Origin of the sequence: Streptomyces sp. AB3(2024) (assembly GCF_041862025.1) — a bacterium.
Classification (GTDB): domain Bacteria; phylum Actinomycetota; class Actinomycetes; order Streptomycetales; family Streptomycetaceae; genus Streptomyces.
This window is the reverse complement of sequence record NZ_JBGWAB010000092.1, coordinates 1-25,650: the sequence shown is the minus strand read 5'-3', so window position 1 is coordinate 25,650 and position 25,650 is coordinate 1. Positions and strand designations below refer to the sequence as shown.

Sequence of the window (25,650 nt, the reverse complement as noted above, 5' to 3'; positions counted from 1 at the left end):
CCTCAGTTGGCGGCGTAGACGCGCACCGCGAACTCCGCGATGTCCGCGTCGGAGAGGTTCTTCGCGAGATTGGCCTCGGTGATCATGCCCACGAGCCGGTGGCCCCCGGCCGTGTCGATGACGGGCAGCCGCTTGATCTGGTGGACCTCCATGGTGTCCAGGGCCTCCTGGGCGGTGGTCTCGCCGTCCACCCAGTGCAGGACCCCGCCCAGCTCACCGGCAAGGACCCCGGCCGGCTCCCTGCCCTCGGCGCAGCACTTCACGACGATGTCGCGGTCGGTGATCATCCCCTGGAGGCGTCCGTCGTTCCCGCAGATGGGCAGGGCGCCGACGTTCAGGTCGCGCATCATGCGCGACGCATCCAGCAGGGACTGGTCCTCCCGTACGCACTGCACGTCCCCGGTCATGATGTCCCGGGCCCGCAGGTTCTTGGTCATGGTTCCTCCTCTGGGTCGGTGACTGCGTGCCTTCCTCCCGTTGCCCCTCCTCTATGAGCACAGCACGGATGGGCCGCCGGGGCGCGCCGGGGCGGGACGACGATCCCCGGCCCCCTTTTATTGACTGTTCGTTCCAGAATCTTCTAAGATCTTGGGCATGGCCAGGACCAGGGAATTCGATCCGGACGCCGTGCTGCAGTCGGCCCTCGAGCTGTTCTGGCGGCGAGGTTACGAGGCGACGTCGGTGACCGACCTCGTCGAGTGCCTCGGCATCGGCCGCGCGAGCATCTACGCGACCTTCGGCAGCAAGCACGAGCTCTACCTGAAGGCGCTCGACCGCTACGCCGAATCCCGTGACCTGCTGCTCCTCGCGGAGCTGTCGCGGCCGGGGCCCGCACTGCCCGCGGTCAGGGCGGTGGTGCGCCGCTTCGCCGCCGAGGCCGGTGCGCCTGAGGGGCGGCTGAACGGCTGCCTCGTCACCAACACCGCCGCCGAGCTGGCCTCGCACGACACGGCCGCGGCCCGCCGGGTCGAGGCGGGCTGGGACCGCCTGGAAACCCTGCTCCACTCCGCCCTCGTACGGGCCCAGGGGCAGGGCGAGCTGGCCCCGGACCGAGACCCCCGTGCGCTGGCCCGCATGCTGCTGGTGCTGCTGCAGGGCGTACGGATCGTGGGCAAGGCCTGCGGAGACCCCGCCAGGGTGCGGGACGCCGCCGAGCAGGCCCTGACCCTGCTGGACTGAAGACCCTGCGGAAGGGGAGCCTTCGGGCTCCCCTTCCACAGGACCGAATTCTGAACCGATCGGTCAAATATGGGGCGGGTGCCCCCCCTCGAAGGAGTCATCGACATGCAGCACCGCTTCACCGGCAAGACCGTTCTGGTGACCGGCGCGGGCTCCGGCCTCGGCCGGGCGATCGCCCTCGCCTTCGCCGCCGAGGGTGCCTCCGTGGTCGCCGCGGGACGCACCGCGGCCCCGCTGGAGGAGACGGTCGCCCTCATCGGGGCGGCCGGCGGCGCCGCGGCCGCCGTCACCGCGGACGTCACCGACTCCGACAGCCTGCGCGACCTCGTCCACGCGAGCGTCACCCGCTTCGGCGGCCTGGACATCGCCGTCAACAACGCGGGGATACTGCGCGGCGCGGGCCCCGTCGCCGACGTGGACGAGGAGGACTGGGACGCGGTGCTGCGCACCAACGTCACCGGCGTCTGGCTGGCGATGAAGCACGAGATCGCGCACATGAGGGAGAACGGCGGCGGCGCCATCGTCAACATCTCCTCCAACCTCGGCGCCCACCTGCGCATCCCCGGTGCCGCCGCGTACATCACCTCGAAGGCCGCCGTTTCCGCCCTCACCCGCGCCGCAGCCCTCGACCACGTCCAGGAGGGCGTCCGCATCAACGCCGTCAGCCCGGGTGCCGCCGTCGCGCCCATGTCACTGCTGCCGGGCGAGACGGAGGCCGGGCGCACCGAGCGGATGAAGACGCAGACCCCGCTCGGGCGGGCCGCGGAGGCCGAGGAGGTGGCCGCGGCCGTCCTCTACCTCGCCTCGCCCGCCGCCGGTGCGGTCGTCGGGTCCGACCTCGTCGTGGACAGCGGCTCCTCGGCCTGAGGCCCCGGGCCCTTGCCGGATCAGCGCTTGCCGGATCAGCCCCGGGCCGGCGCCGCGGGGACCGGCAGCGGATTCCCCTCGCAGGCGGCGTCCGCCGCCGGCATCCGGCCGTCGGCCAGGAAACCCTCCACGTACCCGTCGACGCAGGCGTTGCCCGCCTGGTACACGCCGTGGTCGCCGCCGTGCACGGTGATCATGCGCGAGCCCGCCAGCCGCTGGTGGGCCCGTACCGCACCCTCGTAGTGGGTCGCCGGGTCGTGCGTCGAGCCCAGCATCAGGATGGGCGGCAGCTCCCGGCCGTTCCCCGCGGGCCGGGGCGCGCGCGAGCGCGGCCACTGGGCGCAGACCGCCGCGTAGGACAGCTCCCGGGCCCCGATCATGGGGTGGGTGCGGGCGTCGGCCTCGCTGCGCGCCACCCAGTGGTCGAGGTCACGGTTCCACGGGGAGTCCTGGCAGACGACCGAGAAGAAGTCCGCCGCGAACGCCGCCCCCAGCGGATGCCTGAGCTTCGCGGCGAGGGCCTGCCGGGCGGCGGGCGGCGCGGCGTCCGGGTTCTGGAGCAGGCCGAGCACGGCCGCGAGGTCGGGGAAGCGGCTGCCACTGTAGATGAGCGACGTCGTGGCCGCGTCGAGGCGGTCGGGGGTGACCCGCGTCCCCTCCAGGTCCAGCGGGCGGTCGCGGAGCGCGGCGCGCAGACGCTCGTAGCCGGCCTTGGCCTCCTGCGGGGTCCTCCCCAGGTGGTAGACGTCGTCGTGGAGGGCCAGCCACGGCAGGAAGTCCTCCTCGAAGCGCCTCTGGAAGCTCAGCGGCTGCCCCGTCATGAACTCCTCCCAGCCGCCGGTGGCGTCGATGGCACTGTCGAGGACCATGCGCTCGACCCGGCGCGGGAACGTCCGCGCGTACTGCGCGCCGAGGAAGGTGGCGTACGAGGGGCCGTAGTAGGAGATCCGCTCGGTGCCCAGCAGCGCGCGGTACAGGTCCATGTCGCGCACGGCCTGATCGGTGGTGATGAAGGGCAGCAGACCGCCCGAGTTCTTCCGGCAGTCCTCGACGAACCGCCGCGCCCGCTCCAGCGTGCCGTTCACCGCCTCCGGCGAGCGGTCGCGCAGGTCGCCGCCGCCGAACATGGTGTCGACGGTGTCCTGGTCCGAGCAGACCACGTTCGTACTGGCCCCGACCCCGCGCTGGTCGAAGCCGACGATGTCGTACGCGGCCGCCAGCTTCGGGGCGTACGAGGCCAGCCCCTCGGGCCGGCCCAGCCCCGAGGCGCCGGGACCGCCCGCGGCCATCATCAGCACACCGCGCCGGGCGGCGGGATCGGCGGCCCGGTGACGGGACACCGCGACCGTGAGGTCCGCTCCGGCGCCGGGGTGGTACCAGTCGCGCGGCACCGTCATGGAGGCGCATTCGAGCGAACCGGACGGACAGGGCCGCCAGTCGAGCCGCTGGTGGGCGTACCGCCCGGGAACGGCGGGCGCGCCGGACGACGGAGCGGCGGCTGCGGGTGAGGCGGGCAGGGCCGCGAGGGCGAGCAGCCCGCACGCGGCGGTTGCGGCCCAGCGCACGGGCTTGCGGAAGAGGTGCACGGTCGGGTTCCCCCCGGTGGAGTGGATCGGTCACCCCACCCTCCTCGAACCGGGGTTCCCGCGGCGATCCCCCTGGCATCCGTCCCGGGGGTGGTGCTGGTGCCACCCCCCGGGGACGTGCCGGTCAGGCCGGGCGGCGGCGCAGGTGCGCGGTGAGGTGGTGCTGCAGGGGCCGGCCCACGGCCGCCATGTCGTGAACGACCGTCATCCGGTCGCCGTCGAGCGTGTAGTGACGGCGGGTGGCGGTGACCTCCTTGGCCAGCGGGGTCAGCGCCACGTCCTTGGTCCCGATCTCCACCTCGGTCCCGGACACCCGGCCGACGTAGGTCTCGACGATGCCGGTCGGGTGCGCGAGCACCACCTCCAGGGAGGCGTCGGGGGTCACCCGCCACCACCCGGCCTCCCGCCCCGCCGGCCGCACCGGCGCCCCGGACCCGTCGATCAGCCAGGCCCGCGCCTCGTAGCGCAGGAACGGGCGGCCGTCGTGGCTGAAGGTGAGCTCCTGCTCGTACCGGAAGTCCTGCTCCAGCGTCGGGTACTCGCCCTCCCCGCGCCCGTGCCAGCGCCCGATCAACGGCAGCACGGGCCGCAGCAGCGGGTGCGGTTCGGGGCCCTGGCCGAGGACGTGCGTGTCGGGGTACGGATTGTCCTGGACCGAGTCGAACATGTTCACCTTGCCTGTCTGTGGATTCCCCCGTCGCGCGCAGCCTAGTACTCCAGCAGCTCTGCTGAACCCGACGAACGCCTCCCCGCGCAGGTGCTGCACTGGTCGAACCGGCGCGGGCACCACCGGGCCACCGCCCGTCGCAGCCACTACCGACGACGACTCGACAGTCCTTCAACCGGATGGATCGCGAAGTCACACCGGAGTACTAGCCGGACGCGGCCGCCGTCCCGGGAGCCGTCGGGGTCGCGGACCCGCGGTGCCGCCGGGAGAGCAGCAGCAGGGTCACGGGGACGATGCCGAGCGGGAATCCGGACGGTTCGAGGACCAGGGAGCAGAGCAGGACCCAGGCCGCCAGCGTCCACGCCAGGTACCCGGGGAGTTCCTGGCCGGTGCGCGCCATCCGCGAGACGAGGAGCCCCAGCAGGATCAGCGGCACGGCGAAGCTACCGGGCAGGGACCAGAACCCGCTCAGCGAAACGGCGTTGGCGGGGTCGTCTATCGCGGTCCTGCCGTGCAGGATCCCGCCGGCCCAGCCGCCCCAGTGAGGCCGGGTCTTGAGCGCGAAGTACACGAGGTGCGCGACACCGATGACGACGGTGCTGCGCCCCGCCCAGACGGTCAGGGCGCGGGCGCGGGCGCGGGCGCGGGCGGCGCCGCCGGAGGATCTGTTTACGGTACTAAGAGTTCCGATACTCATAGTTCCGTATGATGGGCGCATGGAGCCTTCGAAGCAACCCCCCGGCCGGCCCCGGGACGGCCGGGTGGACGCCGCCATCCGCGAAGCGGTGCGCGGGCTGGTACGGGAGAGCGGCTACGCGGCACTGACCATGGACGCCGTGGCCGCCCGGGCACACGTGGGGAAGGCCGCCATCTACCGCCGCCACGCCTCACGCGGAGAACTGGTCTTCGCCGCACTCGTCCACGGGCGGGAACCACAGCCGCTCCCGGACGCGGGATCGCTGCACGGGGACCTCACCGCGCTCGCCCGCCTGATCCTGGGGATCTTCTCCGACCCCGTAGTCGAGGCCGCCACCCCCGGTCTGCTCGCGGACCTCAAACAGCACCCCGACACCGCCGCGCGCTTCCAGGACACCTTCATCGCCGGGGAGCGGGCCGCGGTGACGGACCTGCTCGACCGGGCCTTCGCCCGCGGCGAGCTGGCCGAGCGGGCCGACCCGGCGCTGGTCCACGCCGCGCTCCTCGGCACCGCCTTCGCCTGGGTGTTCCTCCTGGGCCGGGCCCCCACCCCGTCCCTCGCCCCGGCCATCGCCGCCCTGGCCGTCGCGGCCGCGACGGACGGCCCCCCGCCGGTGCCCGCCCCCGGACGGGACGGGCTTCAAGGCGGGCCGACGGCTCAGGCCACGAACTCCTCGTCCCCGTAACGGACTTCCGCACGGCTCCAGTCGACCCCGAGGGCTGCCGTGAACCTGCGCGCCAGCGGCAGGTCGGACACCGGGGCGATGAGGATCAACTCCCCGCCCAGGGTGACCGAGCCGCCGCCGAGCCGGTCGCGGGCCTCGGGGTCCGCGACCAGCGCCTCACGCAGCAGGGTGGGGCTGACCCCGGGGGCCCGTACCTCCACCGCGTCGGTCTCCGGCGCGGTGCGCGGCAGGCAGCGGAACGTCAGCACCGACTCCTGGTCGTACTGCTTGCGGATGACGTCGGCGATGTGGTGCAGACCGTCCCGCCCCACGCGCTCGACGTCGAACTCCCGCGACCGCTCGTACGTGGTCTGCTTCTGCTCGCCGGACCAGAACACCCCGTCCAGCAGGGTCGAACCGGCCGTCCGCGCGCCGTGCGCGCGGACGATGTCCCGCACCTCGCGGTCGAAGCGCGTCAGACGCGTCCGCAGCCGGGGGTCGGCCGGATCCGTGATGACCGCCGTGTTGTCCGTGGCGAAGACCTCCGCGGTCGGACAGCCGGAGCCCCCGGACACCGGAGCGGCCTGCGCGGTCCCCGCACCGGTCGAACCCAGTGCCAGGACCCCGATCGCCACCAGCACCCGTAACCGCTTCATGTCTCGACTCCCCGCTCGTGAACGCGAAACGCGGCTCCCGGAGCCGCGGCGCGCCCCATCCTAGGAGCGCCCCGAACACCCGGGTGGCGGCGGCGACCCGAATGGCGGATGGCGGACGGTGGCGTCTGCCGCTCCGCGCGTCGGCCCGCCGGGACGCCGTGGAACGGGGTCGCCCGGAGGGCGTTCACCGTCGGCGGGGTGTCACCGGGACGGGGCCGCAGGGTTCTGGCCCGACAGGCCCTCGATCACCTCGGCGCCGGGCAGCCGGGCGAAGAGGCCGCCCGGCGCGATGAGTTTGCCGCGGCGGCGCCCGCTGCCCACCAGGCAGTACGGCATGTCCGCGATGGCGGGGTCCACCAGCAGGGGCCAGTCGGACGGGAGGCCCAGCGGGGTGATGCCCCCGTACTCCATCCCGGTCAGCTCCACGGCCGTGTCCATCGGCGCGAAGGACACCTTCCGGGCCCCCAGGTGCCGCCGGACCACCCCGTTGACGTCGGCACGGGACGCCGAGGGCACCAGGCAGGCGGCGAGCGCGGTCCCGCCCCCGCGCCGCGCGGCCACCACCACGCAGTTCGCCGACCGGGCCAGCAGGTCGCGCCCGTAGTGCTCCACGAAGGCGGCCGTGTCGGCGACCGCCGGATCGGTGTCGACGTAGACGATCCGCTCGACGGGCAGGTCTGCCGCGAGGGCGCGGAGCGCCGCCGCCACGGGCGGGACGAGTTCCTCCAGGCAGTCGGGGGCGGGCCGGGCGAGGTCGAAGGAGCCGATGGGAGCGCGCATGCCCGCACGGTAACAGCGCCCGCGCCCCTCACTCCGCGACGGCCTCGATGACCGGGGCCGGCGCGGGCGCGCGTCGGCAGGATCCGGTGCAGCCGGAACCCGGCCGCCGCGAGCATCGACCCGAACGCGGCGGACGGAGCCGAGGATGCGCAGGGCGTCGTCGTCGCTCCAGTCGTGCAGGACGTGCTTGAGGACGTATGAGCATGATCGAGTGCTGCGAGTCCGGCACGTCGGTGCGCAGCGGGCGCCCGCCGTCAAGTCGGCTCCGGGGCAGGAGGCTTCAGGAGGCGAGGGCGCCCTCCACGGGCGGGGCGGCGGTGTCCGGGGACCGGAGGGAACCGAGGCGTACGAGGCGCTCGCGGCTCTCCTCGTCCAGCGGGACGTACGTCACCAGCCGCGGTCCGGCCGCCGGACCCAGCCAGAGGTTGGTGTGCTCCAGGTGCAGCAGGCCCACCTGGGCGTTGAAGATGTACTTCGCCTTCCCGCCCGGCCCGACCACCTCGTGCCGCGCCCAGATCTCCCGGAACTCGGCCGAGGCCGCCTCCAGCCTGGCCAGCAGCGCCTTCCACGTCGGCTCGGCCAGGTGTTCCGCCATCGAGGCCCGGAACTTGGCCGCCATCGTCCGGTTCACCTCGGGCAGGTCGACGACGGCCGCCCGCCAGTCCGGGTTCGTGAAGGCGAGCCACATGCAGTTGCGTTCCTCCGGCCGCAGCCCGTCCAGATCGCACAGCAGCCGCCCGTACGTGGTGTTGTACGCGAGGATGTCGTACCGGCTGTTCTGGACGCAGGCCGGGATCGGATCCAGCTGGTCGAGCATCGCGCGCAGCGCCGGGGTCACACTGGTGCAGGGCGTGTGCGACGCCGGATCGGTGCTGTCGGCCAGCGCGAACAGGTGCGCCCGCTCGCTGGGGTCCAGCAGCAGGGCGCGCGCCAGGGCGTCCAGCACCTGCGGCGACACCTGGATCGCGCGGGCCTGCTCCAGCCAGGTGTACCAGGTGACGCCCACCGCGGAGAGCTGGGCCACCTCCTCGCGGCGTAGCCCCGGGGTGCGCCGCCGGCGGCCGCGCACCAGCCCGACCTGCTCGGGCGTGATCCGCTCGCGGCGGCTGCGCAGGAAATCGGCCAGCTCGTGCCGGCGTACGTCGCTCTCGGGGGCCACAGTGGTCATGACTCCAGGGTGCCGCAGCCGGCATCCGGGTGCCAGGTAGTGCCAATACCAGGATAAGGAAACTCTGGTACCAGACTGGGCGCTGGAGGATCGTCCTGGGTGTGAGCGAAACGACCGTACGTACGAACCATCCGTCCCCCTCCCGCCCCACGGACCCGGCCGCCGGGACGGGCGCGGCGCTGAACCCGCTGGGCCTGTTCACCGTACTGCTGGGCGCGGCCCTGCCCCTGATCGACTTCTTCATCGTCAACGTGGCGCTGCCCGCCATCGACAGCGACCTGGCCGCCGGCCCCGCGATGCTGGAACTGATCGTCGGCGGCTACGGCGTCGCCTACGCCGTCCTGCTGGTGCTCGGCGGCCGTCTCGGCGACACCGCCGGCCGGCGCAGGCTCTTCCTCATCGGCATGGCCGCCTTCGGCCTCACCTCGCTGGCCTGCGGCCTGGCCCCCACCGCCTGGACCCTCGTCGGCGCCCGGGTGGCCCAGGGAGCGGCCGCCGCGCTGATGCTGCCGCAGGTGCTCGCCACCATCCAGGCCACCACCCAAGGTCCGCGCCGGGCCCGCGCGATGAGCCTCTACGGGGCCACCGCCGGGCTGTCCATGGTCACCGGGCAGATCCTCGGCGGGGTGCTGGTCGCCGCGGACCTCGCCGGGTCCGGCTGGCGCTCGGTGTTCCTGGTGAACGTGCCCGTCGTCATCCTCGGTCTGGTGCTCGCGGTGCGGGCCGTACCCGAGACCCGCTCGGACCGTCCGGCCTCGGTCGACGTACCGGGAACGCTGCTGCTCGGCCTGTCGCTGGTGTCCCTGCTGCTGCCGCTGACCGAGGGCAGGGCGACCGGCTGGCCGCTGTGGACCTGGCTCTCGCTCGCCGTGTTCCCGTTCGCGGCCACGGCCTTCTACCTCACGGAGCGGCGCGCGGACCGGTCGGGCCGTACCCCGCTCGTGCCGCCGAGCCTGCTGCGGCTGGAGTCGCTGCGGCGCGGCCTGGTGCTGATGGTGCCCTTCTCGATGGGCTTCAGCGGCTTCATGTTCGTCGTGGCCGTCGCCCTGCAGCAGGGCCTGCGGATGGGGCCGGTGTCCGCCGGGCTGGCTCTGGTGCCGATGGCCGTGGCCTTCTTCGCCGCCTCCCTGGCCGGCCCGAAGCTGGTCGGCCGTTTCGGCAGCCGGGTCGTCACCGCGGGCGGGCTGCTCCAGGGCCTGGGCATCGGCCTGCTCCTGCTGACCGTCCGCGCCGACTGGCCGGACGTCGGCCTCGCAGCCCTTGCTCCCGCGGTCGCCGTGGCGGGCCTCGGCCAGGGCCTGCAACTGCCCGTGCTGATGCGGATGATGCTGTCGGACGTCCCGGCCGATCGGGCCGGAGTGGGCGGCGGGGTCATGGTCACCACCCAGCAGTCGGCGCTCGCCCTGGGCGTGGCGACCCTGGGCACCCTCTTCCTCGCCCTGGTGCCCGGAGCGGGGATGGGGACGGCCCTGACCGTGACCCTGCTCGTCCAGCTGGGCATGATCGCGCTCACCGTGCTCCTCAGCCTCCGCCTGCCGCGCGTGCTGCGCTGAGCGCGCCGCGCCGTCCGTCCCACGGAGCGCAGGTGCGAGGGCGTCGCACCTGGTCACGGAGCGTACGACGGCCGTAGCCGCAATCGGCTCCGTGTGCCACGGTGAATCCATGGAGGCCAACGAGAGCGCCCACACCCCCGCACACCGGCACGGCGACCACCACACCCACCACACCCACCACGGCCCCGGCCACGACCACGACCACGGGCACGACCACGACCACGGGCACGGCCGCGCCGACGGCCTCCGGCACCGGCTCGCCCACCTGCTCACCCCGCACGGCCACGAGGCCGCGGACAAGGTCGACGCGGCGATGGAGACCTCACGCGAGGGGATGCGCACCCTGTGGACCTCCCTCGCCGTCCTCGGCGTCACCACCGCCGTCCAGGCCGTGATCGTGGCCTTGTCCGGGTCGGTGGCGCTCCTCGGCGACACCGTGCACAACGCCGCCGACGCCCTGACCGCCGTCCCCCTGGGCATCGCCTTCGTCCTCGGCCGCCGGGCGGCGAACCGCCGTTACACCTACGGCTACGGCCGGGCCGAGGACCTGGCGGGCGTGCTGATCGTCCTCACCATCGCCGCCTCCGCCGCCTTCGCGGCCTGGGCGGCCGTCGACCGGCTGCTGCACCCCCGCGACGTCAGCCACCTGTGGGCCGTCGCCGCGGCGGCGCTAGCCGGGTTCGCCGGCAACGAATGGGTGGCCCGTCACCGCATCCGCACCGGCCGAAGGATCGGCTCCGCCGCGCTGGTCGCCGACGGGCTCCACGCCCGCACCGACGGTTTCACCTCGCTGGCAGTCCTCCTCGGCGCGGGCGGCTCCGCCCTCGGCATGCGCGGCGCCGACCCGGTGGTCGGCCTGCTGATCACCCTCGCGATCCTGCTGGTCCTGGGCGACTCGGCCCGCCAGGTCGGCCGGCGGCTGATGGACTCCGTCGACCCCGCCCTCGTCGACACCGCCGAGCGCGCGCTGCGCCGCGTCGAGGGGGTACTGGACGTCGGCCAGTTGCGCATGCGGTGGATCGGTCACGCCCTGCGCGCCGAGGCCGACATCGTGGTCGGCCCCGACCTCACCGTCGTCCAGGCCCACCGCCTCGCGGTCGCCGCGGAGCACGCCCTGATCCACGCGGTGCCGAGGCTGACGGCGGCGACGGTCCACACGGACCACGTCCATCCCGGCGGCCACGACCCCCACGCCGCCCTCGCCCATCACCCCGGCCGTGGCTGAGGCCTTGCGCCGCCCGGGGGAACCCCGGCCTTCCCCCGTGGCCCGAGGCCTCCCGGTGTTACCGTCGTGGCCATGTCCAAGACCGAAATAGACGCGCTGACCGCCGAGTTCTTCGCCGCCTTCGACAACCGGGACGGCGGGGGCGCCGACGTGGCCCGGCTCCGCCGGCTGATCCTGCCCGGCGGTGTGATCGTGCATGCCGGACCGGAGTTCACGGCGTACACCGTGGACGAGTTCATCGAGCCCCGCGAGCGCCTGCTGAAGGACGGCCGGCTGGTCGGGTTCAGCGAGTGGGAGGTCTCGGAACGGACCGAGATAGAGGGTGGCATCGCGTCACGCTTCGGCGAGTACCGCAAGTCCGGGACCCTGGACGGCGAGCCCTTCGAGGGCGGCGGCACCAAGACCATCCAGTTCGTCCGCACCCCGCAGGGCTGGCGGATCGCCGCCTTCTCCTGGTTCGACCGGCCCTGACCCCGCCGCCTCCCGGCGCCCTCAGCGGACCGGCGCGACCGCCTCCGCGCGCCGCACGAGCCCGGTGATCAGCGATGCGATCTCCGGCCACAGGGCGCGCGGCAGGTCGTGGCCCATCCCCTCGAAGGTCACGAACTCGGCGCCGGGGACGGCGTCGGCGGTGGCCCGCCCCCCGCTCACGTCGCACATCGGGTCGTCGGCGCCGTGGATGACCAGGGTGGGCACCGCCAGCGCGCGGAGCCGCTCCGTACGGTCCCCGGCCGCGATCGAAGCCACCGCCTGGCGGGCGACGCCGAGGGGGTCGTGGGACCGGTCGTAGGCGCGGGCCGCCCGGTCGCGCACGGCCGCCTCGTCGAACGGGAAACCGGGCGACCCGAGGACCCGTACGGTCCGCACCATCCGCTCGACGACCTCCTCGCGCGCCGTGGCGACCGGCGCCGCCAGGGCCCCCAGTGCCTCGGGCTTCGGCCGTCCGACGGAGAGGTCGCCCGTCGTGGACATCAGCGAGGTCAGCGACCGTACCCGGCCCGGGTGTTCGAGCGCCATCGTCTGGGCGATCGCGCCGCCCATGGACAGGCCGACGACGTGTGCGCCGTCGATCTCCAGCGCGTCGAGCAGGCCGACGTTGTCGGCCGCCATGTCGGAGAGGGTGTACGAGGCCGAGGACAGGTCCCCGGCGAGCGCCGCGCGGACGTCGGGGACGGGTGCGTCCGGGAAGTGGGAGGAAAGCCCGACGTCGCGGTTGTCGAACCGGATCACCTGCACCCCGCGCGAGGTGAGCTCGGCGCAGAACCCCTCGGGCCAGCCCAGCATCTGCAGGGCGATGCCCATGACCAGCAGGACCGCAGGATCGCGCGGATCACCGAAACGCTCGTAGGCGATCTCGATCTTCGAGGGGCCCACGCCGAACGCCTTCTGTTCCGTCATGGGCCCACCATAGAGCGGCGGGTGGCCACCCCGGCCGAAGACGGATCCCGACGTTTTCCGGCGCGTGTTCCGTGCCCGACGGGGCCGGCGGGATCCGCGCGATCGGCGGAAAACTGCGCGAGGCTGCTCGATTGTGCACCGTTCCGAGCATCTATTGACATGTACGCGGCGCTGCGCTGCACTGGGCACCCGTCTTCCGCGGCCCCACCCGGCTGGAGGCAGCCATGCGCCTGCTCGGATTCCTGGTCGCCACCGCCTGCGCGGTGTCCGTACTGACAGCGCCCGGCGCCGCGGCCCACGGGGCTCCCGCTCCCGTGGCCGTGGACACGCGTCCCGCGGCCGCCTCCGCTCCTGTGGCCGCCGTGGCGGCGACCCCGCAGACCGTTCCCGCGCTGCGGCAGTGGACCGCGTCAGCCGCCGACCCCTACGCCTTCACCGCCGCCTCCCGGATCGTCGTCGACCCCGCCGCGGCCGAACGGCTCTCCGGCGAGGCCGCCACCTTCGCCGAGGACCTCACGGCGCTGACCGGGCGCCAGGTCCCCGTGGTCACCGGCACTCCGGCCGCCGGGGACATCGGGATCGGCCTGGACGATCCCGCCCTGCCGCCGGAGGGCTACCGGATGACCGTCGGACCGGCCCTCACCCTCCGGGCCGCCACCGCCGCCGGCGCCTTCAACGGCACCCGTACCGTCCTGCAACTGCTCCACCGGTCCGCCGCCGTGCCGGCGGGCACCGCCGTCGACTGGCCGGACAAGTCCGAGCGCGGGCTCATGGTCGACCAGGGGCGCAAGTTCTTCACCGTCGAATGGCTGCGGCGGCACATCAAGGAACTGGCCTACCTCAAGCTCAACTACTTCCACTTCCACCTGTCGGACACCTTCGGCTTCCGCCTGGAGAGTTCCACCCACCCGGAGGTCGTCTCCGCCGACCACTACTCCAAGCAGGACATCGCCGACCTCGTCGCCCTGGGCCTCAGGTACCACGTCACCATCGTCCCGGAGATCGACACCCCGGGGCACATGAACGCCGTCCTCGCCGCCCACCCCGAACTCAGGCTCAAGAGCTCCTCCGGAGCCGCCAGCCCCGACTTCATCGACCTCTCGCTGCCCGGCTCGTACGCGCTGGTCAAGGACCTCGTCACCGAGTACCTGCCGCTGTTCCCGGCCCCGTACTGGCACATCGGCGCGGACGAATACGTCACCGACTACGGCAAGTACCCGCAGCTCCTCGCCTACGCCCGTGCCCACTACGGCGCCGGCGCCACCGCCAAGGACACCTACTACGGGTTCGTCAACTGGGCGGACGACCTGGTCCGGGCGGCCGGCAAGACCACCAGGATGTGGAACGACGGGATCAAGTCCGGCGACGGCACCCTCACCCCGCACCCCGGCATCCTCGTCGAGTACTGGTACACCTACGGCCTCACCCCGCAGCAGCTCGCCGCCGCCGGCCACACCGTCGCCAACGCCTCCTGGACGCCCACCTACTACGTCCTGGGCGGAGCCAAACCCGACACCAAGTGGATGTACGAGACCTGGACCGCGGACCGCTTCGAGGGCGGAGCCACCCTCTCCGACCCCACCCGGAACCCCGGCTCCCTGCTCCACGTCTGGTGCGACAACCCCACCGCCGAGACCGAGGACCAGATCGCGGCCGGGATCATGTACCCGCTGCGCGGACTGGCCCAGCAGACCTGGGGCTCCCCGAAGCCGGTGCCCACGTACGCCGCCTTCACCCCGATCGTGGCGGCCGTCGGCCACAACCCGGCCTGGCCCGGCACGGCCCAGCCCGGCAACCTCGCCCTGGGCCGCCCGACCACCGCCTCCAGCACCGAGACCCCGGACTTCCCGGCGGCGGCCGCCACCGACGGCGACCCCGGCACCCGCTGGTCCAGCGCCTACGCCGACCCCCAGTGGCTCCAGGTGGACCTCGCCGCCCCCCACGCCGTCGGCCGCGTCGTCCTGCGCTGGGAGGCGGCGTACGCGAAGTCCTTCCAGATCCAGCTCTCCGACGACACCACCACCTGGCGCACCATCCACTCCACCACCACCGGCACCGGGGGAGTCCAGGACCTCACCGGCCTGACCGGAACCGGCCGGTACATCCGCGTCCTCGGCACCCGGCGCGGCACCGCGTACGGCTACTCCCTCCACGAGTTCGAGGTCTACGACGACCCGTCGCCGGCCCCCCGCACCCTCACGGCCGCCGGCAAGGCCCTCGACGACCCGGCGGGCTCCACCGCCCCCGGCATCCGGCTGATCACCTGGACACCCCACGGCGGGCCCAACCAGCAGTGGCGGCTCACCCCCGGCGCCGACGGCACCCACACCCTGGTCAACGGGGCCTCCGGGCTCTGCGCGGACATCGAGGGCGGCTCGGCCCCGGCCGGCGCGGCCGTCGTCCAGGCCGTCTGCACCGGCGGCGACGGCCAGCGCTGGAGGATCGCCGCACTGCCGGGCGGCGGCTCCTCGGTGACGAACGCGAGGAGCGGGCTCCTGCTCACCACCGCCTCCGGCACGGACGGGGCCGCCGTCACCCAGCAGGCCGCCACCGGGTCGGCGTTCCAGAGCTGGCTGATCGCCTGACCCCGTGGCGCCCGGCGCCGCCGCCCCGTGGCGCCACCGTCCCGTACCGGTCAGCCGCGCCCGCCCCGGGCGAGGCGGTGCACGCGGTCGAGGAGGTCGTTCGGATGGAAGGGCTTCGCGAGGACCTCGTCCACTCCCGCCTTCAGCGCCTGGACGGTGCACTCCGGGTCGGCCGGGGGCAGTGCGAGGATCGGGACCCGCCCGTGTCCGGGATCCCGCCGGATCTCCTCGAACAGGGCCACCTCGTCGAGCCCCGGACCGGTGCGCTCACAGACCACCAGGCCCACCGGCCCCTCGCGCTCCAACAGGGCGAGCGTCTCCCGGCCGCTCCCGCCGTCGACGACCACGTAGCCGGCGGAGACGAGGAGCCGTTCGAGCAGCCCCCAGAGCCTGCGGTCCTTCACGATCAGGAGGATCTTGGCGGGGATGTCGCCGCTCATGCTGTTTCCTTCCGCCCCGGGCGGTGAGCCCTGGGCTGTGAGCCCCGAGCGGGCTCAGGGTCGGTTCGAATCGGGGTCGGGATGACGCGCGATGCCCGGCGGCCGGCCCCACGGACAAGATCGACTCACTACTCGGCGACCCCGCCGTTCCGCCCGGACGGCCGTGACACGGGCCGCCTTCGTGACGGCGCCGCTCCTCATCCTCGCCTACGGTGCCATCCGGCTCACCGACCCGGACCACGGCCCCGGCCCCGTCCGGACCACGGGGCACCCCGCGCCGACCGCCGCCGTGCCGTTGTCCGCGCCGGTCTCCGCTCGGCTGTGGGCGCCGGCCTCGACCTGGTGCCCCTCGCCGCAGCCCTCCACTGCGCCGCCCGCGCCCCGCCGGCCCGCCGGCCGGAGCCGGACGCGTGGGGGGCCCGGCTCAGAAGGTGACCACGTCGCGGATCAGCGGGCAGGTCATGCAGTGGCCGCCGCCCCGGCCGCGGCCGAGTTCCGCTCCCACGATCGGGAGGACCTCGACGCCCGCCTTCCGCAGCAGCTCGTTGGTCTGCGTGTTCCGGTCGTACGTGAACACGACGCCCGGTTCGAGCGCGACCGCGTTGTTGCCGCTGTCCCACTGCTGGCGCTCGGAGGCGTAGACGTCACCGCCGGTCTCGATCACCCGCAGTTCCGGCAGGCCGAGGCTCCGCGCCACCACCTCGACGAACGGGGTGTCGCCCTCGTCGGTGACCTCCACGCCCGGCGCCCGGTTTGAGGGCGGAGCGAGAAGCTGTGCACCGCTTCCACGATCTTCGGGTAGACGGTGACGATGTCGCGGTCGGCGAAGGTGAGGACCGTGTCCAGGTGCATCGCCGCCCGCAGCTTCGGCATCCCGGCGACGACCACGTGCTGCGCCGCACCCTGCTCGAACAGGGCCCGCGCCACCTGGGTGATCGCCTGCTGCGAGGTCCGCTCGCTCATCCCCATGGAAAATGTCCGATTCCGGATGTATGGGCCGGTACTGGAGGCAGTCCGCGCGTGGCGGCCCCCGCGCCGACCGCCTCCCGGGACGGGGGAGGGCCGGGACCCTACGTCCGCTCCAGCAGGGCGTCGCCCAGCTCGCTGGTCGCGTAGTGCACCTCGCGCCGGTAGCGGTGGCTCGTGACGAGACCGGCGTCCCGCAGCACCCCGAGGTGCTGGGAGACCGCGCCGAGGCTGAGCCCCGTCCGGGCCGCCAGCTGGGTCGTGGTGGCGGGCGAGCTCGTGCACGAGAGCAGCCGGGCCCGGCTGCGCCCCAGCAGACGGGCCAGCCCCTCGCCGGGGACACCGCGCCGCTCCCACAGGGTGCCCACGGCCCGCGCCGGGTAGACGAGGGCCGGAGGTGTCGGCCCCGGCCCGGTCAGCAGGTGGCAGCCGACCGCGAAGGCGCTCGGGGCCAGGGTGATCCCCCTGCCGTCCAGGTCGAGGACCGCCGGGCCCAGCTCCGGGGAGACCAGGCGGTCGCCCGTCCAGCGCAGCGCGGGATGGAGCCGGGAGAGCACCTCCTGGATGCCGTCCTCGGCCAACTGCCGGGTCCGGTAGGCGATGTCCGCCTCCAGGACCGCCCGGACGCGGGGCCAGTACGGCCGGACCGCCGCCTCCCACCAGGCGCGCAGGGCGTCCGCCGGGTCGGGCGGGGCCACCCCGGCCACCCCGGCCGGCGGGACCGCCAGCAGCGCGAGCTCCTCCTCGAACTCGGCCAGGGGGCAGCGCGGAGGGGGCGTCAGGAACTCCGGTACGTCCGCCGGCGGCCGCGCCCCGGGACCGTCCACGGCGGTCAGGACCCGCAAGGGGGCGGTCCGCACGGCCAGGGCCCGGTCCGTCCGCAGCGCCCGTACCGAGGTGAGCCACGGCAGGTGCAAGGCGTAGCGGCCCGGATCCGCCACGGCCCGGAAGCTGGTGACGGTCTCCCACAGCGGTGAGACCGCGAACCTGACGCCCGCGACGTCCCGCACCCCGAACCGCACCTCACCCATGCCCGCGCCCCCGTCCGGCGGTACCCCCGACCGCCACCACCTTTCGGCCCAGACTAAAACAATGGCCGCGCCGCCCCCGCGCCGGTGATCTTCGCATCCATGACGCACCCCCGCCCCGGCGCCGCCCCGCGCCCCCGCCGCACCGGTCCGGCCCCCGGCTCCGGCTTCCGCCCGCTGTGGATCGCCGACACCGTCAGCCAGTGCGGATCCGCCGTGACCCTGCTCGCACTGCCCCTCGTGGCCATCGGCACCCTCGACGCCACCCCGTTCGAGGTCGGACTGCTCGTCGTGGCCGAGTACCTCGCCTTCCTGATCGTCGGCCTGCCCGCCGGTGCCTGGGTGGACCGGCTGCCGCTGCGTCCCGTCATGGTCGCGGGCGACCTCGGCCGCGCCGCCCTGCTGCTGTCCGTCCCGGTCGCGGCGTGGTACGACGCGCTGACGCTGCCCCATCTGTACGCCGTCGCCTTCGGAATGTCGGTGTGCACGGTCTTCTTCGACGTGGCCGCCCAGAGCGCACTGCCGCGCCTGGTGGGCGGGGCCGCGCTGGTGCGGGCGAACGTCCGGCTCGAAGCGAGCCGCAACATCACCCAGGTCGGGGGCCCCGGCCTCGCCGGTGCGCTCGTCGGCGCCCTCACCGCACCCTTCGCCCTCGCCGCCGACGCCCTCAGCTACGGCGTCTCGGCACTGTTCCTCCGGCGCGTGCGCCCCCTCGGCCGGCGGGACGGGGAGCGGCCCGGCACGACACTGCGGGCCGAGATCGCGGAAGGACTCCGCTTCGTCTTCGGGAACCCGGCCCTGCGGGCACTGACCCTCGCCGCCGCCGTCTCCAACCTGTGCGGGACCATCGGGGCCTCCATGCTGCCGGTGCTGCTCGCCGGGGACCTCGGGCTCCCCCCGCTGCTCTGCGGCGCGGTGTTCACCGCCGAAGCCGCGGGCGGCCTGATCGGCAGTCTGCTCACCGGCCGGATCGCCGCCCGGTGGGGCCAGGGACGCGCGATGTGCGCGTCGGTGGTCGTCAGCGGACTGCTGTGGGTGCTCGCACTGCCCTTCTACCGGGCCGACTGGCGGTTCGCCGTGGCCGTGGCCCTCCAGGGGCTGGGCTGGACCGCCTTCATGACCTTCAAGGTGACCTCGGTCGCCTACCGGCAGCGGCTGTGCCCCGAACCGCTCCTGGGCCGGATGACCGCGACCTTCCGCTTCGTGGTCTGGGGGTCCATGCCGGTCGGCGCGCTCGTCGGAGGGCTGCTGGGCCAGCAGTTCGGAGCCCGGGCCGCCCTGTGGACCGGGGCACTGGGCGAACTCCTGGCCGTACTTCCCCTCCTCCTCTCGCCGCTGCGCACCGCCCGCGAACTGCCGTCCGGCGCGCAGCGGTCCGACCCCGTGCCCGCCACGAGCCCCTGACCCCGCCCCTACAGCGGCAACAGCCTCGCGGTCTTCCCCGAGGCCCAAGGCCTCACCGGGGCGCGGATGCTGAGCATCACCAGGGAACTGCGCCACTTCGAATCGGTCTTCCTGACGCGGGACCCGGCGCGCCCGCGCACCCATCGGGCCCGGGTCTTCGACCTGGCGGGGGAACTCGACTTCGCGGGGCACCCCGTGCTCGGCGCCGCGGGCGTGCTGCACGACCTGCACGCCCCCGCCCCCGCGGACGGCGCTCCCGCGGACCGCGTCACGTGGACCCTGCGGCTGCGCTCCCGCGGGGTGGAGGCCATCACCCGCCGCATCGGACCGCGCCGCTACGAGGGCGTCCTGGACCAGGGCCCCGCCAGGTTCACCCGCCGCCCGCACGGCCCGGACCGGGCCCACCGGGCCGCCATCGCCTCCTGCTTCTCCCTCGACGCCGACGACCTCGACCCGATGCTGCGGCCGGAGACGGTGTCCACCGGACTGCGGTATCTGGTCGTCCCCGTACGGGGTGACGCGCTGGCCCGGGCCCGCGTCGCCACCCCGCTCGACGCCCCCTGGCCCGCCTGGGGGCCGCGTACGCGTACCGGCACGGACGTCCGCACGGTGTGAAGGTCGGCGGCGGCGTCGTCATCGTCGGCGAGGGACGGCTCGCAGAACTCCCCTGACCCCGCGCCGGCACACGTCGGTGTGAACCGGGCCCGAACCCGGCGGGTCTGCGGGCCTGCTCACGGACCATCACCCACGATGACGCGATGAAGAGGTTCCCGCGCCTCGCCGCCGTCGCGGTCCTGGCCGCAGTCAGTCTCGCCGCCGTCCCGGCCCGGCCGGCGGCGGCCCGCCCGGAGGCCGCCCGCCCACAAGCGCCCGGGGCGGGGGCGACCCGCCCCGAGCATCCGGCACCCGGCGTGACCTACCGGGAGTTCACCGTCCCCACCTCGCACGGCAGCGCCCGCCTCCATCTCGTCGAAGTCGACCTGCGTACGCCCGGAGTACGGGCCGACCTGCTGTACCCCGGATCCGTCAGCGGCCGGGCCCCGGTGTCGCAGATGGCCCGGCGGCAGGGAGCCGTGGCCGCGGTGAACGGTGACTTCTTCCACATGGTGGAGAGCCAGCACCCCGGGATCGCCGCCACCGGCTCCCCGTCCGGCCCGGAGGTGAAGGACGGCCGCGCGCTCAAGGCCGCCGTACCCGAAGGGCAGCGCTTCGGGTGGAAGCCCCCGGCGGGTGACAGCGCCCGAGACGTGGTCGGCGTGGGCACCGACGGCAAGGCGCGCAGCGGCCGGCTGAAGCTGGTCGGCCGCGTGGAGACCCCGGCGGGACGGATCGCCCTGGGCGGGTACAACCAGTACGCCCTGCCCGTCGGTTCCGTCGGCCTGTTCACCTCGCACTGGGGCTCCGCTTCCCGGGCGCGGGCGGTGTGCGGCACCGACAGGAGTCGCGCGGCGCCCTGCTCGGAAGAGGTCTACGAGGTCACCGTCCGCCGGGGCGAGGTGGTCTCCGGTTCCGACACCCCCGGCAGCGGGCCCGTCGGCGCCGATACCCAGATCCTGTTGGGCCGGGAGGCGGGCGCGGAGGCGCTCCGCGCCCTGGTCCCGGGCACGCGCGTCCGGATCGCGTACGACCTGGACTCCGGTCCGGGAGCCCCCTTCCGCTTCGCGCTGGGCGCCCACGCCGTGCTCCGCGGCCACCGGCCGCTGCCGGGTCTGGACGCGCGGACCGCGGAGCCCCGTTCGGCGGTGGGCGTCGGCGAGGGCGGCGACGCGCTGTTCCTGCTGGTCACCGACGGCCGGGAGGGCACCTCCACCGGCCTGACCGTGCGTGAACTGGCCGACGTGCTGCGCTCGCTCGGCTGCGTCGAGGGCCTCTACATGGACGGCGGTGCCTCCTCCACCCTCGCCGTCCGCGACCCCGCGACCGGGACGGTCGCCGTCCGCAACCACCTCCAGCAGGGCCAGGAACGGCGCGTGCCGAACGGCATCGCGATCACCGCCGGGAAGTGAACGCCCAGGGCCGGGAGACCCGGTGGGGCGGGGGAGGCGGGCCGGTGCGAGACTGGGCGGCCGGAACGGCGGAGAGAGGACGGGCGGGAACGTGCGACGGGGGCGAGGACGCTGGGTACCTGCGGTACTGGTCATGGTGGCGGCGACGGCCTGCGGCACTCCTCTCCAGGACCTGGGGCCGTTGCCCCCGCGTTACTCGGGCCCGCCGCTGGCCACGGACGAGGCGGTGGCCGATCTGACGGCGGCGATGGCCGAGGAGGGGGTGACGGTGCGTCGGATGCCGCAGACCATGAGCCCGATCGAGTGCCACGAGATCCTGGGCGCCGAGTACCCCTCGGCGACGGCGGACGCGGCGCTGCGGGCCGGGTTCGCCCGCGCCCGCTCCGGCCACGGCTGGAAGGACTCCCGGAGCCCCGCGGAGGGGATGCTCAGCCTCCACAAGGCCAACTGGACCGCGACCACCTCGCTCACCGGCTCCGCCGCGGCGGAGTTCCCCACCGCGCAGATCGTCATCACCCTGCTCTGTGACGGCGCCCACTCGAAGCCCCAGGCCCCCGCGACCCCTTCGGCGGAGCCCCCGGCCGCCCGCTGAGACCCGCCCTCCGCGCCCCGGCGGGAACCCGGGTCAGCGGGAGCCGTCGAGGCCCGTCGGTCCGGCCCCGCGCGGGCGCAGGCCGTCGAAGGCGAGGTCGAGGAAGCGGTGCCAGTCCCCGCTCCCCGTCCGGATGATCCCGGACAGCCCGCCGACGATCATGTACACATCGGCGACGGTGAGGTCGTCCCGGAGGGTGCCGGCGGTCCGCCCCTGCTCGATCAGGGCCGTGACGGCGTCCTCCAGGTGCCGCAGCGTCTCCCCTCCGGGTGCCGAGGAGCCCGCGGCGGCCGCGACGGAGGCCGTCAGACCCCGGCCCTCGGCGAGGATCCCCCCGACGTGGCGCAGGTACCGGGCCAGCCCCCGGCCCTCCTCCGGGTCGCGCAGGCAGTCGGTCAGGGCGAGCCGGAGGATCTCGGCGAACCGCTGTTCCGCCGCCGCCTCCACGAGGGCCTGCTTGGAGGGGAAGTGCCGGTACAGGGTGCCGATGCCGACCCCGGCGGCCCGGGCCACCTCCGGCATCTGGACCTCCTCGCCGTGCGCCTCGAACAGGGCGCGGGCGGCGGCCAGCACCAGGGCGCGGTTGCGCTCCGCGTCGGCGCGCGGCCTGCGGCCGCCGCTCGGTGTCGGGGGCGTTGACAAGCCGACCACTCCTCCACGTACATTGGACCCATCAGTAACCGGAATCGGATTCCGGTTCACATTGTGCCATGCGAGGAGGGTCCGCGTCATGCACGCAGAAGACACGCCGGAGCAGCTCACGTCCGGACGAGGGGCATCGGGGGCAGACCGTTTCGTCCTGCTGGGGCCCGGAGTCGCCCGGCCGGGCCGCGTACCGCTGCCCCCGGCCTTCGCCGTCAAGGCCACGACGGCCGACACCGAGGGGAGGCTGTCGCTGCTGGAGGTGACCCTCGCCAAGGACATCCCGCGGCACACCCACCACCGGGCCGACGAGTGCGTCTACGTACTGGAGGGAACCCTCGACATCGAGTTCGACGACCGGACCCACTCGGCGCCGCGGGGCACCTTCGTCCTGCTGCCCCGGGGCGTCCCGCACGCCCTGCGCCGCGCCTCCGACCCGCCCCCGCGCGTGCTGCAGATCTCCTCGCCCGGCGGCTGGGAGTGCTACGTCGAGGACCTGGTCGAGGCGGGCCCAGCCGTACTCACCGACGGGGAACTGGATCCCGTGAAGATCAACCCCATCGCCGCCCGGCACCACATCCACTACGAGGCCCGGCCCTGAGCGCCGACGGGTCCCGCGGGGCCTACAGGTCCCCGTACCGCATCCGGCCCAGGGCCGTCATGGGCTGGTCGTGCGCGGCCACCGGCGCGGGCAGGGCCGTGGAGCCGGTCAGGTAGCGGTCCACCGCCGAGGCCGCCGACCGGCCCTCGGCGATGGCCCACACCACCAGAGACTGGCCCCGGCCCGCGTCCCCGGCGACGAACACCCCCGGGGCACGCCCGCCGGCGGCGAAGCCCGCGTCCCGGGCGAAGTTCCCGCGCTCGTCGAACTCCAGCCCCAGCTGCCCGCTCAGTCCGCCCGCCCGCTCGGGACCGGAGAATCCCAGCGCCAGCAGGACGAGCCCGGCCGGGATCACGCGCTCGGTGCCCGTCAGGGGCCGCCGCGCCTCGGACTCGACCGCGGTCAGGCGCAGCGCCCGTACCCGGCCGTCGGCGTCCCCGTCGAACCGCAGGGTGGCGCAGGAGAAGAGCCTGGGGTCGCTCCCGGCCTGCCCGCGGGCCTCCTCGTGGGCGTGGGAGATCCGGTAGACCCTCGGGTACACCGGCCACGGCTCGCCGTCGCGGCGCGAGGGTCCCGGTTCCGGGTTGATGTCGAGCTGGACCACCGAGAGCGCTCCCTGCCGCAGGGCCGTACCGAGACAGTCCGAGCCGGTGTCCCCACCGCCGACGATCACGACGTGGGCGCCGTCCGCTGTCACCGGGGACACCGCGCAGTCGCCCTCGCGCACCCGGTTGGCGCAGGTCAGGTAGTCCATCGCCTGGTGTATGCCGAGCAGCGCGCGCCCCGGGACCGGCAGCTCCCTGCGCTCCCCGGCACCGACCGCGACGACGAGGGCGTCGTAGCGCCCGCGCAGCTCGTCCGCCCGTTCGGCGCCGCCGACGTCCGCTCCGGTCACGAACGCGGTCCCCTCGGCCCGCATCTGTTCGATCCGGCGGTCGAGGTGGGCCTTTTCCATCTTGAACTCGGGGATGCCGTAGCGGAGCAGGCCTCCTATCCGGTCGGCCCGCTCGTGGACGACGACCCGGTGTCCGGCCCGGGTCAGCTGCTGCGCCGCGGCGAGTCCCGCCGGCCCCGAGCCGATCACGCCCACGGACTTCCCGCCGTGCCGCTCCGGCGGGCGGGGGGTCATGTAGCCGCGCCGCAGGCCCTCGTCGGCGATCGTCTGTTCGACGTTCTTGATGGTCACCGGATCGGCGTTGATCGCCAGGACGCAGGCGTCCTCGCAGGGCGCCGGGCAGAGCCGGCCGGTGAACTCCGGGAAGTTGTTCGTGGCGTGCAGCCGCTCGTACGCGGCGCTCCAGTCCGCGTGCGCAGCATAGGCGTTCCACTCGGGGATGAGGTTCCCCAGGGGGCAGCCGGTGTGGCAGAAGGGGATGCCGCAGTCCATGCAGCGGTCGGCCTGCTCGCGGACGAGCGGCAGCAGCGCCTGGCCCGCGTACACCTCGCGCCAGTCCCCGAGCCGCTCCTCGACGGGCCGCGCCGCGACGGCCTTGCGGGGGATCCTGAGGAAGCCGAACGGATCGGTCACGCGCCGCCTCCCTGGCCCACGTGCGAGCGGGTACGAGGCGCGGTACGGCGCGCATGACGCGCGCCGTATGCAACCTTTCGACCAGATTACGCCGTCCGGGCGATTCGGAACCCGGTCGGGACGGCAGCGGCGGTACACGCGGCTTTCGGGGTAGTTCACCAGGCCCGCCGCAGACAGGGCGGTCCCGAGGGTCGTGCGGCGGGCGCGGGCGGCCGCCGTGATGCCACCGCCGCGCCGGCGCTGTGGGGGCGATGCCGGGCGGGGGTCCGGATCGGGACCCCCGCCGGGGCCGGGCTCAGTAGCCCCAGCGCGGCTGGCTGCCGTCCTGCCGGCAGTGGATCATGCGGCCGTTCCCGGCGTGCGTGGAGCGTCCCACGTCCGCCTTGCGGCAGTACTGGCCCGCGTTGTAGCAGTTGCCCGCGTTGGAGACGATCTCGCAGTCGGCCTTCGCGGGCTCCTCCGGGGCCGTGGTCGGCGCCTTGGTCGTCGGCTTCGGCGCGGGCTGGGTGGCGGCCGGGGCCGGGGTGGGGGCGACGGGGGCCTTGGCGTCCGGGCCGGCGGTGGTGGCGGAGGGGCTCGGCAGGGCCGTCGCCGTCATCGACGGCGTCGGGGACGCGGTGGGGGAGGGGGCCGTCGTCGGGGACGCCGAGGCGGGGGCCGGCGGCCTCACGGCGGGACCGCTGCCCTCCGCGGGTCCACAGGCGACGGCGACGCCCGCCGCCAACAGGCCGACGAACGCGAGCCGGATCCGCCCCGCCCGCCGCCCTGCCCCGCGGCCGTTCGCCGTCGCCTTCGCTCTGTCCCGGTCGTCGTTCGCGCTGTACATCCGTGCCCCCACCCGAAGTTGATCGTCTGGATTTGGTTAAAGGAGCAACATCATAGGAACGGGCATCCGGTTCTGTGGGGTTCTCCACCCAATCGTGACCACCGGCGTCCTTCCCCTCCCGCTTCTCCCCTCCCGTGTAAGGGCGTTGCGGCGTGCGCGTCATCCAGCTCACCCCGCCGGGCTCACGCTGTTCGATCGCCATGCTCCAGGGCATGCCCGCCGCCCCCGGCACGAAGGCGATGGCTCCGGGCACGCTCCAGGGCCTGCAGCTCTGCGCCACGGACATAGAGGAGGCCCGGGCGGAGCTCGTGGCCCGGGGCGTGGACGTCTCCCCGGTCCGCCACATCGGCGCGACGGGCTGGGCGGACGGCAAGGGGGAGACCTGGAACTCCTTCATGTCGTTCGAGGACCCGGACGGCAACGGCTGGACGGTCCAGGAGCCGCCCTCGGAGCTGTCGCAGCGCTGAACCGCGTCCCGGGCCGCGCCCCCGTACCGGGGCGCCGCACCCTCCCGACCCCGCGACGGGCGCCGGCCCCCCCCGGGGCCCCCCCCGGGCCGGCCCCGGCCCCCCCCCCGTGGGCCCCCCCCCCC

At 74.3% G+C, this 25,650-nt stretch carries 24 protein-coding genes and 3 pseudogenes; 13 read left to right on the top strand and 14 right to left on the bottom strand.

The window, feature by feature from the left end; all coding sequences use genetic code 11:
* Nucleotides 1-2: 2 nt before the first annotated feature.
* On the bottom strand, nucleotides 3-437 hold the full coding sequence (locus ACEPPI_RS28430) for a CBS domain-containing protein (protein WP_373918122.1): 435 nt from the start codon (nucleotides 435-437) through the stop codon (nucleotides 3-5).
* A gap of 157 nt (nucleotides 438-594) precedes the next feature.
* Between ACEPPI_RS28430 and ACEPPI_RS28425 the strand changes: the two genes are divergently transcribed.
* Nucleotides 595-1,179 carry a TetR/AcrR family transcriptional regulator gene (locus tag ACEPPI_RS28425; protein ID WP_373918121.1) on the top strand — a complete coding sequence of 195 codons (585 nt, stop codon included), beginning with the start codon at nucleotides 595-597 and terminating at the stop codon, nucleotides 1,177-1,179.
* A gap of 105 nt (nucleotides 1,180-1,284) precedes the next feature.
* Entirely contained in the window at nucleotides 1,285-2,046 is a 762-nt protein-coding gene (locus ACEPPI_RS28420; RefSeq protein WP_373918120.1) for an SDR family NAD(P)-dependent oxidoreductase, read from the top strand.
* Between the two features lie 35 nt (nucleotides 2,047-2,081).
* On the opposite strand, the gene ACEPPI_RS28415 is transcribed toward ACEPPI_RS28420, so the two are convergent.
* From ACEPPI_RS28415 to ACEPPI_RS28405, 3 genes are all read right to left on the bottom strand, one after another.
* Nucleotides 2,082-3,632 (bottom strand): alpha/beta hydrolase, encoded by a 1,551-nt coding sequence (locus ACEPPI_RS28415; RefSeq protein WP_373918119.1) that lies wholly within the window; start codon nucleotides 3,630-3,632, stop codon nucleotides 2,082-2,084.
* 124 nt (nucleotides 3,633-3,756) lie between these two features.
* Complete coding sequence (locus tag ACEPPI_RS28410) at nucleotides 3,757-4,299, bottom strand: FABP family protein (RefSeq protein ID WP_373918128.1); 543 nt, start codon at nucleotides 4,297-4,299, stop codon at nucleotides 3,757-3,759.
* Nucleotides 4,300-4,504: 205 nt separating this feature from the next.
* Nucleotides 4,505-4,996: a DUF6463 family protein gene (locus tag ACEPPI_RS28405; RefSeq protein WP_373918118.1), complete on the bottom strand. Its 492-nt coding sequence runs from the start codon at nucleotides 4,994-4,996 to the stop codon at nucleotides 4,505-4,507.
* A 19-nt stretch (nucleotides 4,997-5,015) separates the two neighbouring features.
* Between ACEPPI_RS28405 and ACEPPI_RS28400 the strand changes: the two genes are divergently transcribed.
* Entirely contained in the window at nucleotides 5,016-5,681 is a 666-nt protein-coding gene (locus tag ACEPPI_RS28400) for a TetR/AcrR family transcriptional regulator (RefSeq protein ID WP_373918117.1), read from the top strand.
* On the opposite strand, the gene ACEPPI_RS28395 is transcribed toward ACEPPI_RS28400, so the two are convergent.
* The 3 genes from ACEPPI_RS28395 to ACEPPI_RS28385 all read right to left on the bottom strand — a co-directional run bounded on the left by ACEPPI_RS28395 (nucleotide 5,654) and on the right by ACEPPI_RS28385 (nucleotide 8,264).
* On the bottom strand, nucleotides 5,654-6,316 hold the full coding sequence (locus ACEPPI_RS28395) for a hypothetical protein (protein ID WP_373918116.1): 663 nt from the start codon (nucleotides 6,314-6,316) through the stop codon (nucleotides 5,654-5,656). The two genes, ACEPPI_RS28400 and ACEPPI_RS28395, sit on opposite strands and share 28 nt — an antisense overlap.
* A gap of 201 nt (nucleotides 6,317-6,517) precedes the next feature.
* On the bottom strand, nucleotides 6,518-7,096 hold the full coding sequence (locus tag ACEPPI_RS28390) for a YbaK/EbsC family protein (protein ID WP_373918115.1): 579 nt from the start codon (nucleotides 7,094-7,096) through the stop codon (nucleotides 6,518-6,520).
* 280 nt (nucleotides 7,097-7,376) lie between these two features.
* Complete coding sequence (locus ACEPPI_RS28385) at nucleotides 7,377-8,264, bottom strand: helix-turn-helix domain-containing protein (protein WP_373918113.1); 888 nt, start codon at nucleotides 8,262-8,264, stop codon at nucleotides 7,377-7,379.
* Between the two features lie 101 nt (nucleotides 8,265-8,365).
* Between ACEPPI_RS28385 and ACEPPI_RS28380 the strand changes: the two genes are divergently transcribed.
* The 3 genes from ACEPPI_RS28380 (at nucleotide 8,366) to ACEPPI_RS28370 (ending at nucleotide 11,513) form a co-directional block, all read left to right on the top strand.
* The gene (locus tag ACEPPI_RS28380; RefSeq protein ID WP_373918112.1) at nucleotides 8,366-9,817 is read left to right on the top strand and encodes an MFS transporter; all 1,452 of its coding nucleotides are present in this window, start codon (nucleotides 8,366-8,368) and stop codon (nucleotides 9,815-9,817) included.
* 109 nt (nucleotides 9,818-9,926) lie between these two features.
* A complete protein-coding gene (locus ACEPPI_RS28375) occupies nucleotides 9,927-11,042 on the top strand; it encodes a cation diffusion facilitator family transporter (RefSeq protein ID WP_373918111.1) in 1,116 nt (371 codons plus the stop codon).
* A 72-nt stretch (nucleotides 11,043-11,114) separates the two neighbouring features.
* Nucleotides 11,115-11,513, top strand: coding sequence for a nuclear transport factor 2 family protein (locus ACEPPI_RS28370; protein ID WP_373918110.1), 399 nt, complete (start codon nucleotides 11,115-11,117; stop codon nucleotides 11,511-11,513).
* A gap of 21 nt (nucleotides 11,514-11,534) precedes the next feature.
* Here the strand turns inward: ACEPPI_RS28370 and ACEPPI_RS28365 are convergent, their stop codons facing one another.
* The gene (locus tag ACEPPI_RS28365) at nucleotides 11,535-12,440 is read right to left on the bottom strand and encodes an alpha/beta fold hydrolase (RefSeq protein WP_373918109.1); all 906 of its coding nucleotides are present in this window, start codon (nucleotides 12,438-12,440) and stop codon (nucleotides 11,535-11,537) included.
* A gap of 224 nt (nucleotides 12,441-12,664) precedes the next feature.
* On the opposite strand from ACEPPI_RS28365, the gene ACEPPI_RS28360 reads away from it, so the two are divergent.
* Nucleotides 12,665-15,025 carry a family 20 glycosylhydrolase gene (locus tag ACEPPI_RS28360; RefSeq protein ID WP_373918108.1) on the top strand — a complete coding sequence of 787 codons (2,361 nt, stop codon included), beginning with the start codon at nucleotides 12,665-12,667 and terminating at the stop codon, nucleotides 15,023-15,025.
* A gap of 50 nt (nucleotides 15,026-15,075) precedes the next feature.
* Here the strand turns inward: ACEPPI_RS28360 and ACEPPI_RS28355 are convergent, their stop codons facing one another.
* The 3 genes and pseudogenes from ACEPPI_RS28355 to ACEPPI_RS28345 form a co-directional block, all read right to left on the bottom strand.
* Nucleotides 15,076-15,465 (bottom strand): PleD family two-component system response regulator, encoded by a 390-nt coding sequence (locus tag ACEPPI_RS28355; RefSeq protein WP_373918107.1) that lies wholly within the window; start codon nucleotides 15,463-15,465, stop codon nucleotides 15,076-15,078.
* A gap of 424 nt (nucleotides 15,466-15,889) precedes the next feature.
* Nucleotides 15,890-16,440, bottom strand: a pseudogene (locus tag ACEPPI_RS28350) (arginine deiminase family protein); the annotation flags it as partial.
* A 95-nt stretch (nucleotides 16,441-16,535) separates the two neighbouring features.
* Nucleotides 16,536-17,462, bottom strand: a complete 927-nt coding sequence (locus ACEPPI_RS28345; protein WP_373918106.1) for a helix-turn-helix domain-containing protein — start codon at nucleotides 17,460-17,462, stop codon at nucleotides 16,536-16,538.
* A gap of 99 nt (nucleotides 17,463-17,561) precedes the next feature.
* On the opposite strand from ACEPPI_RS28345, the gene ACEPPI_RS28340 reads away from it, so the two are divergent.
* The 4 genes and pseudogenes from ACEPPI_RS28340 (at nucleotide 17,562) to ACEPPI_RS28325 (ending at nucleotide 21,461) form a co-directional block, all read left to right on the top strand.
* Nucleotides 17,562-18,863, top strand: a complete 1,302-nt coding sequence (locus ACEPPI_RS28340) for an MFS transporter (protein WP_373918105.1) — start codon at nucleotides 17,562-17,564, stop codon at nucleotides 18,861-18,863.
* A gap of 18 nt (nucleotides 18,864-18,881) precedes the next feature.
* Nucleotides 18,882-19,478, top strand: a pseudogene (locus ACEPPI_RS28335) (PhzF family phenazine biosynthesis protein); the annotation flags it as partial.
* Nucleotides 19,479-19,621: 143 nt separating this feature from the next.
* A complete protein-coding gene (locus tag ACEPPI_RS28330) occupies nucleotides 19,622-20,869 on the top strand; it encodes a phosphodiester glycosidase family protein (RefSeq protein ID WP_373918104.1) in 1,248 nt (415 codons plus the stop codon).
* 133 nt (nucleotides 20,870-21,002) lie between these two features.
* On the top strand, nucleotides 21,003-21,461 hold the full coding sequence (locus ACEPPI_RS28325; RefSeq protein ID WP_373918103.1) for a hypothetical protein: 459 nt from the start codon (nucleotides 21,003-21,005) through the stop codon (nucleotides 21,459-21,461).
* A gap of 33 nt (nucleotides 21,462-21,494) precedes the next feature.
* On the opposite strand, the gene ACEPPI_RS28320 is transcribed toward ACEPPI_RS28325, so the two are convergent.
* Nucleotides 21,495-22,103 (bottom strand): TetR/AcrR family transcriptional regulator, encoded by a 609-nt coding sequence (locus ACEPPI_RS28320; RefSeq protein WP_373918102.1) that lies wholly within the window; start codon nucleotides 22,101-22,103, stop codon nucleotides 21,495-21,497.
* An 88-nt stretch (nucleotides 22,104-22,191) separates the two neighbouring features.
* On the opposite strand from ACEPPI_RS28320, the gene ACEPPI_RS28315 reads away from it, so the two are divergent.
* Nucleotides 22,192-22,704 (top strand): cupin domain-containing protein, encoded by a 513-nt coding sequence (locus ACEPPI_RS28315; RefSeq protein WP_373918101.1) that lies wholly within the window; start codon nucleotides 22,192-22,194, stop codon nucleotides 22,702-22,704.
* A gap of 22 nt (nucleotides 22,705-22,726) precedes the next feature.
* Here ACEPPI_RS28315 and ACEPPI_RS28310 read toward each other — a convergent pair whose 3' ends face one another.
* Nucleotides 22,727-24,232, bottom strand: coding sequence for a glutamate synthase subunit beta (locus ACEPPI_RS28310; RefSeq protein WP_373918100.1), 1,506 nt, complete (start codon nucleotides 24,230-24,232; stop codon nucleotides 22,727-22,729).
* 295 nt (nucleotides 24,233-24,527) lie between these two features.
* On the bottom strand, nucleotides 24,528-25,058 hold the full coding sequence (locus ACEPPI_RS28305; protein ID WP_373918099.1) for a hypothetical protein: 531 nt from the start codon (nucleotides 25,056-25,058) through the stop codon (nucleotides 24,528-24,530).
* A gap of 149 nt (nucleotides 25,059-25,207) precedes the next feature.
* Here ACEPPI_RS28305 and ACEPPI_RS28300 point away from each other — a divergent pair.
* Nucleotides 25,208-25,525: pseudogene (locus ACEPPI_RS28300) on the top strand (VOC family protein); the annotation flags it as partial.
* Nucleotides 25,526-25,650: the final 125 nt, after the last annotated feature.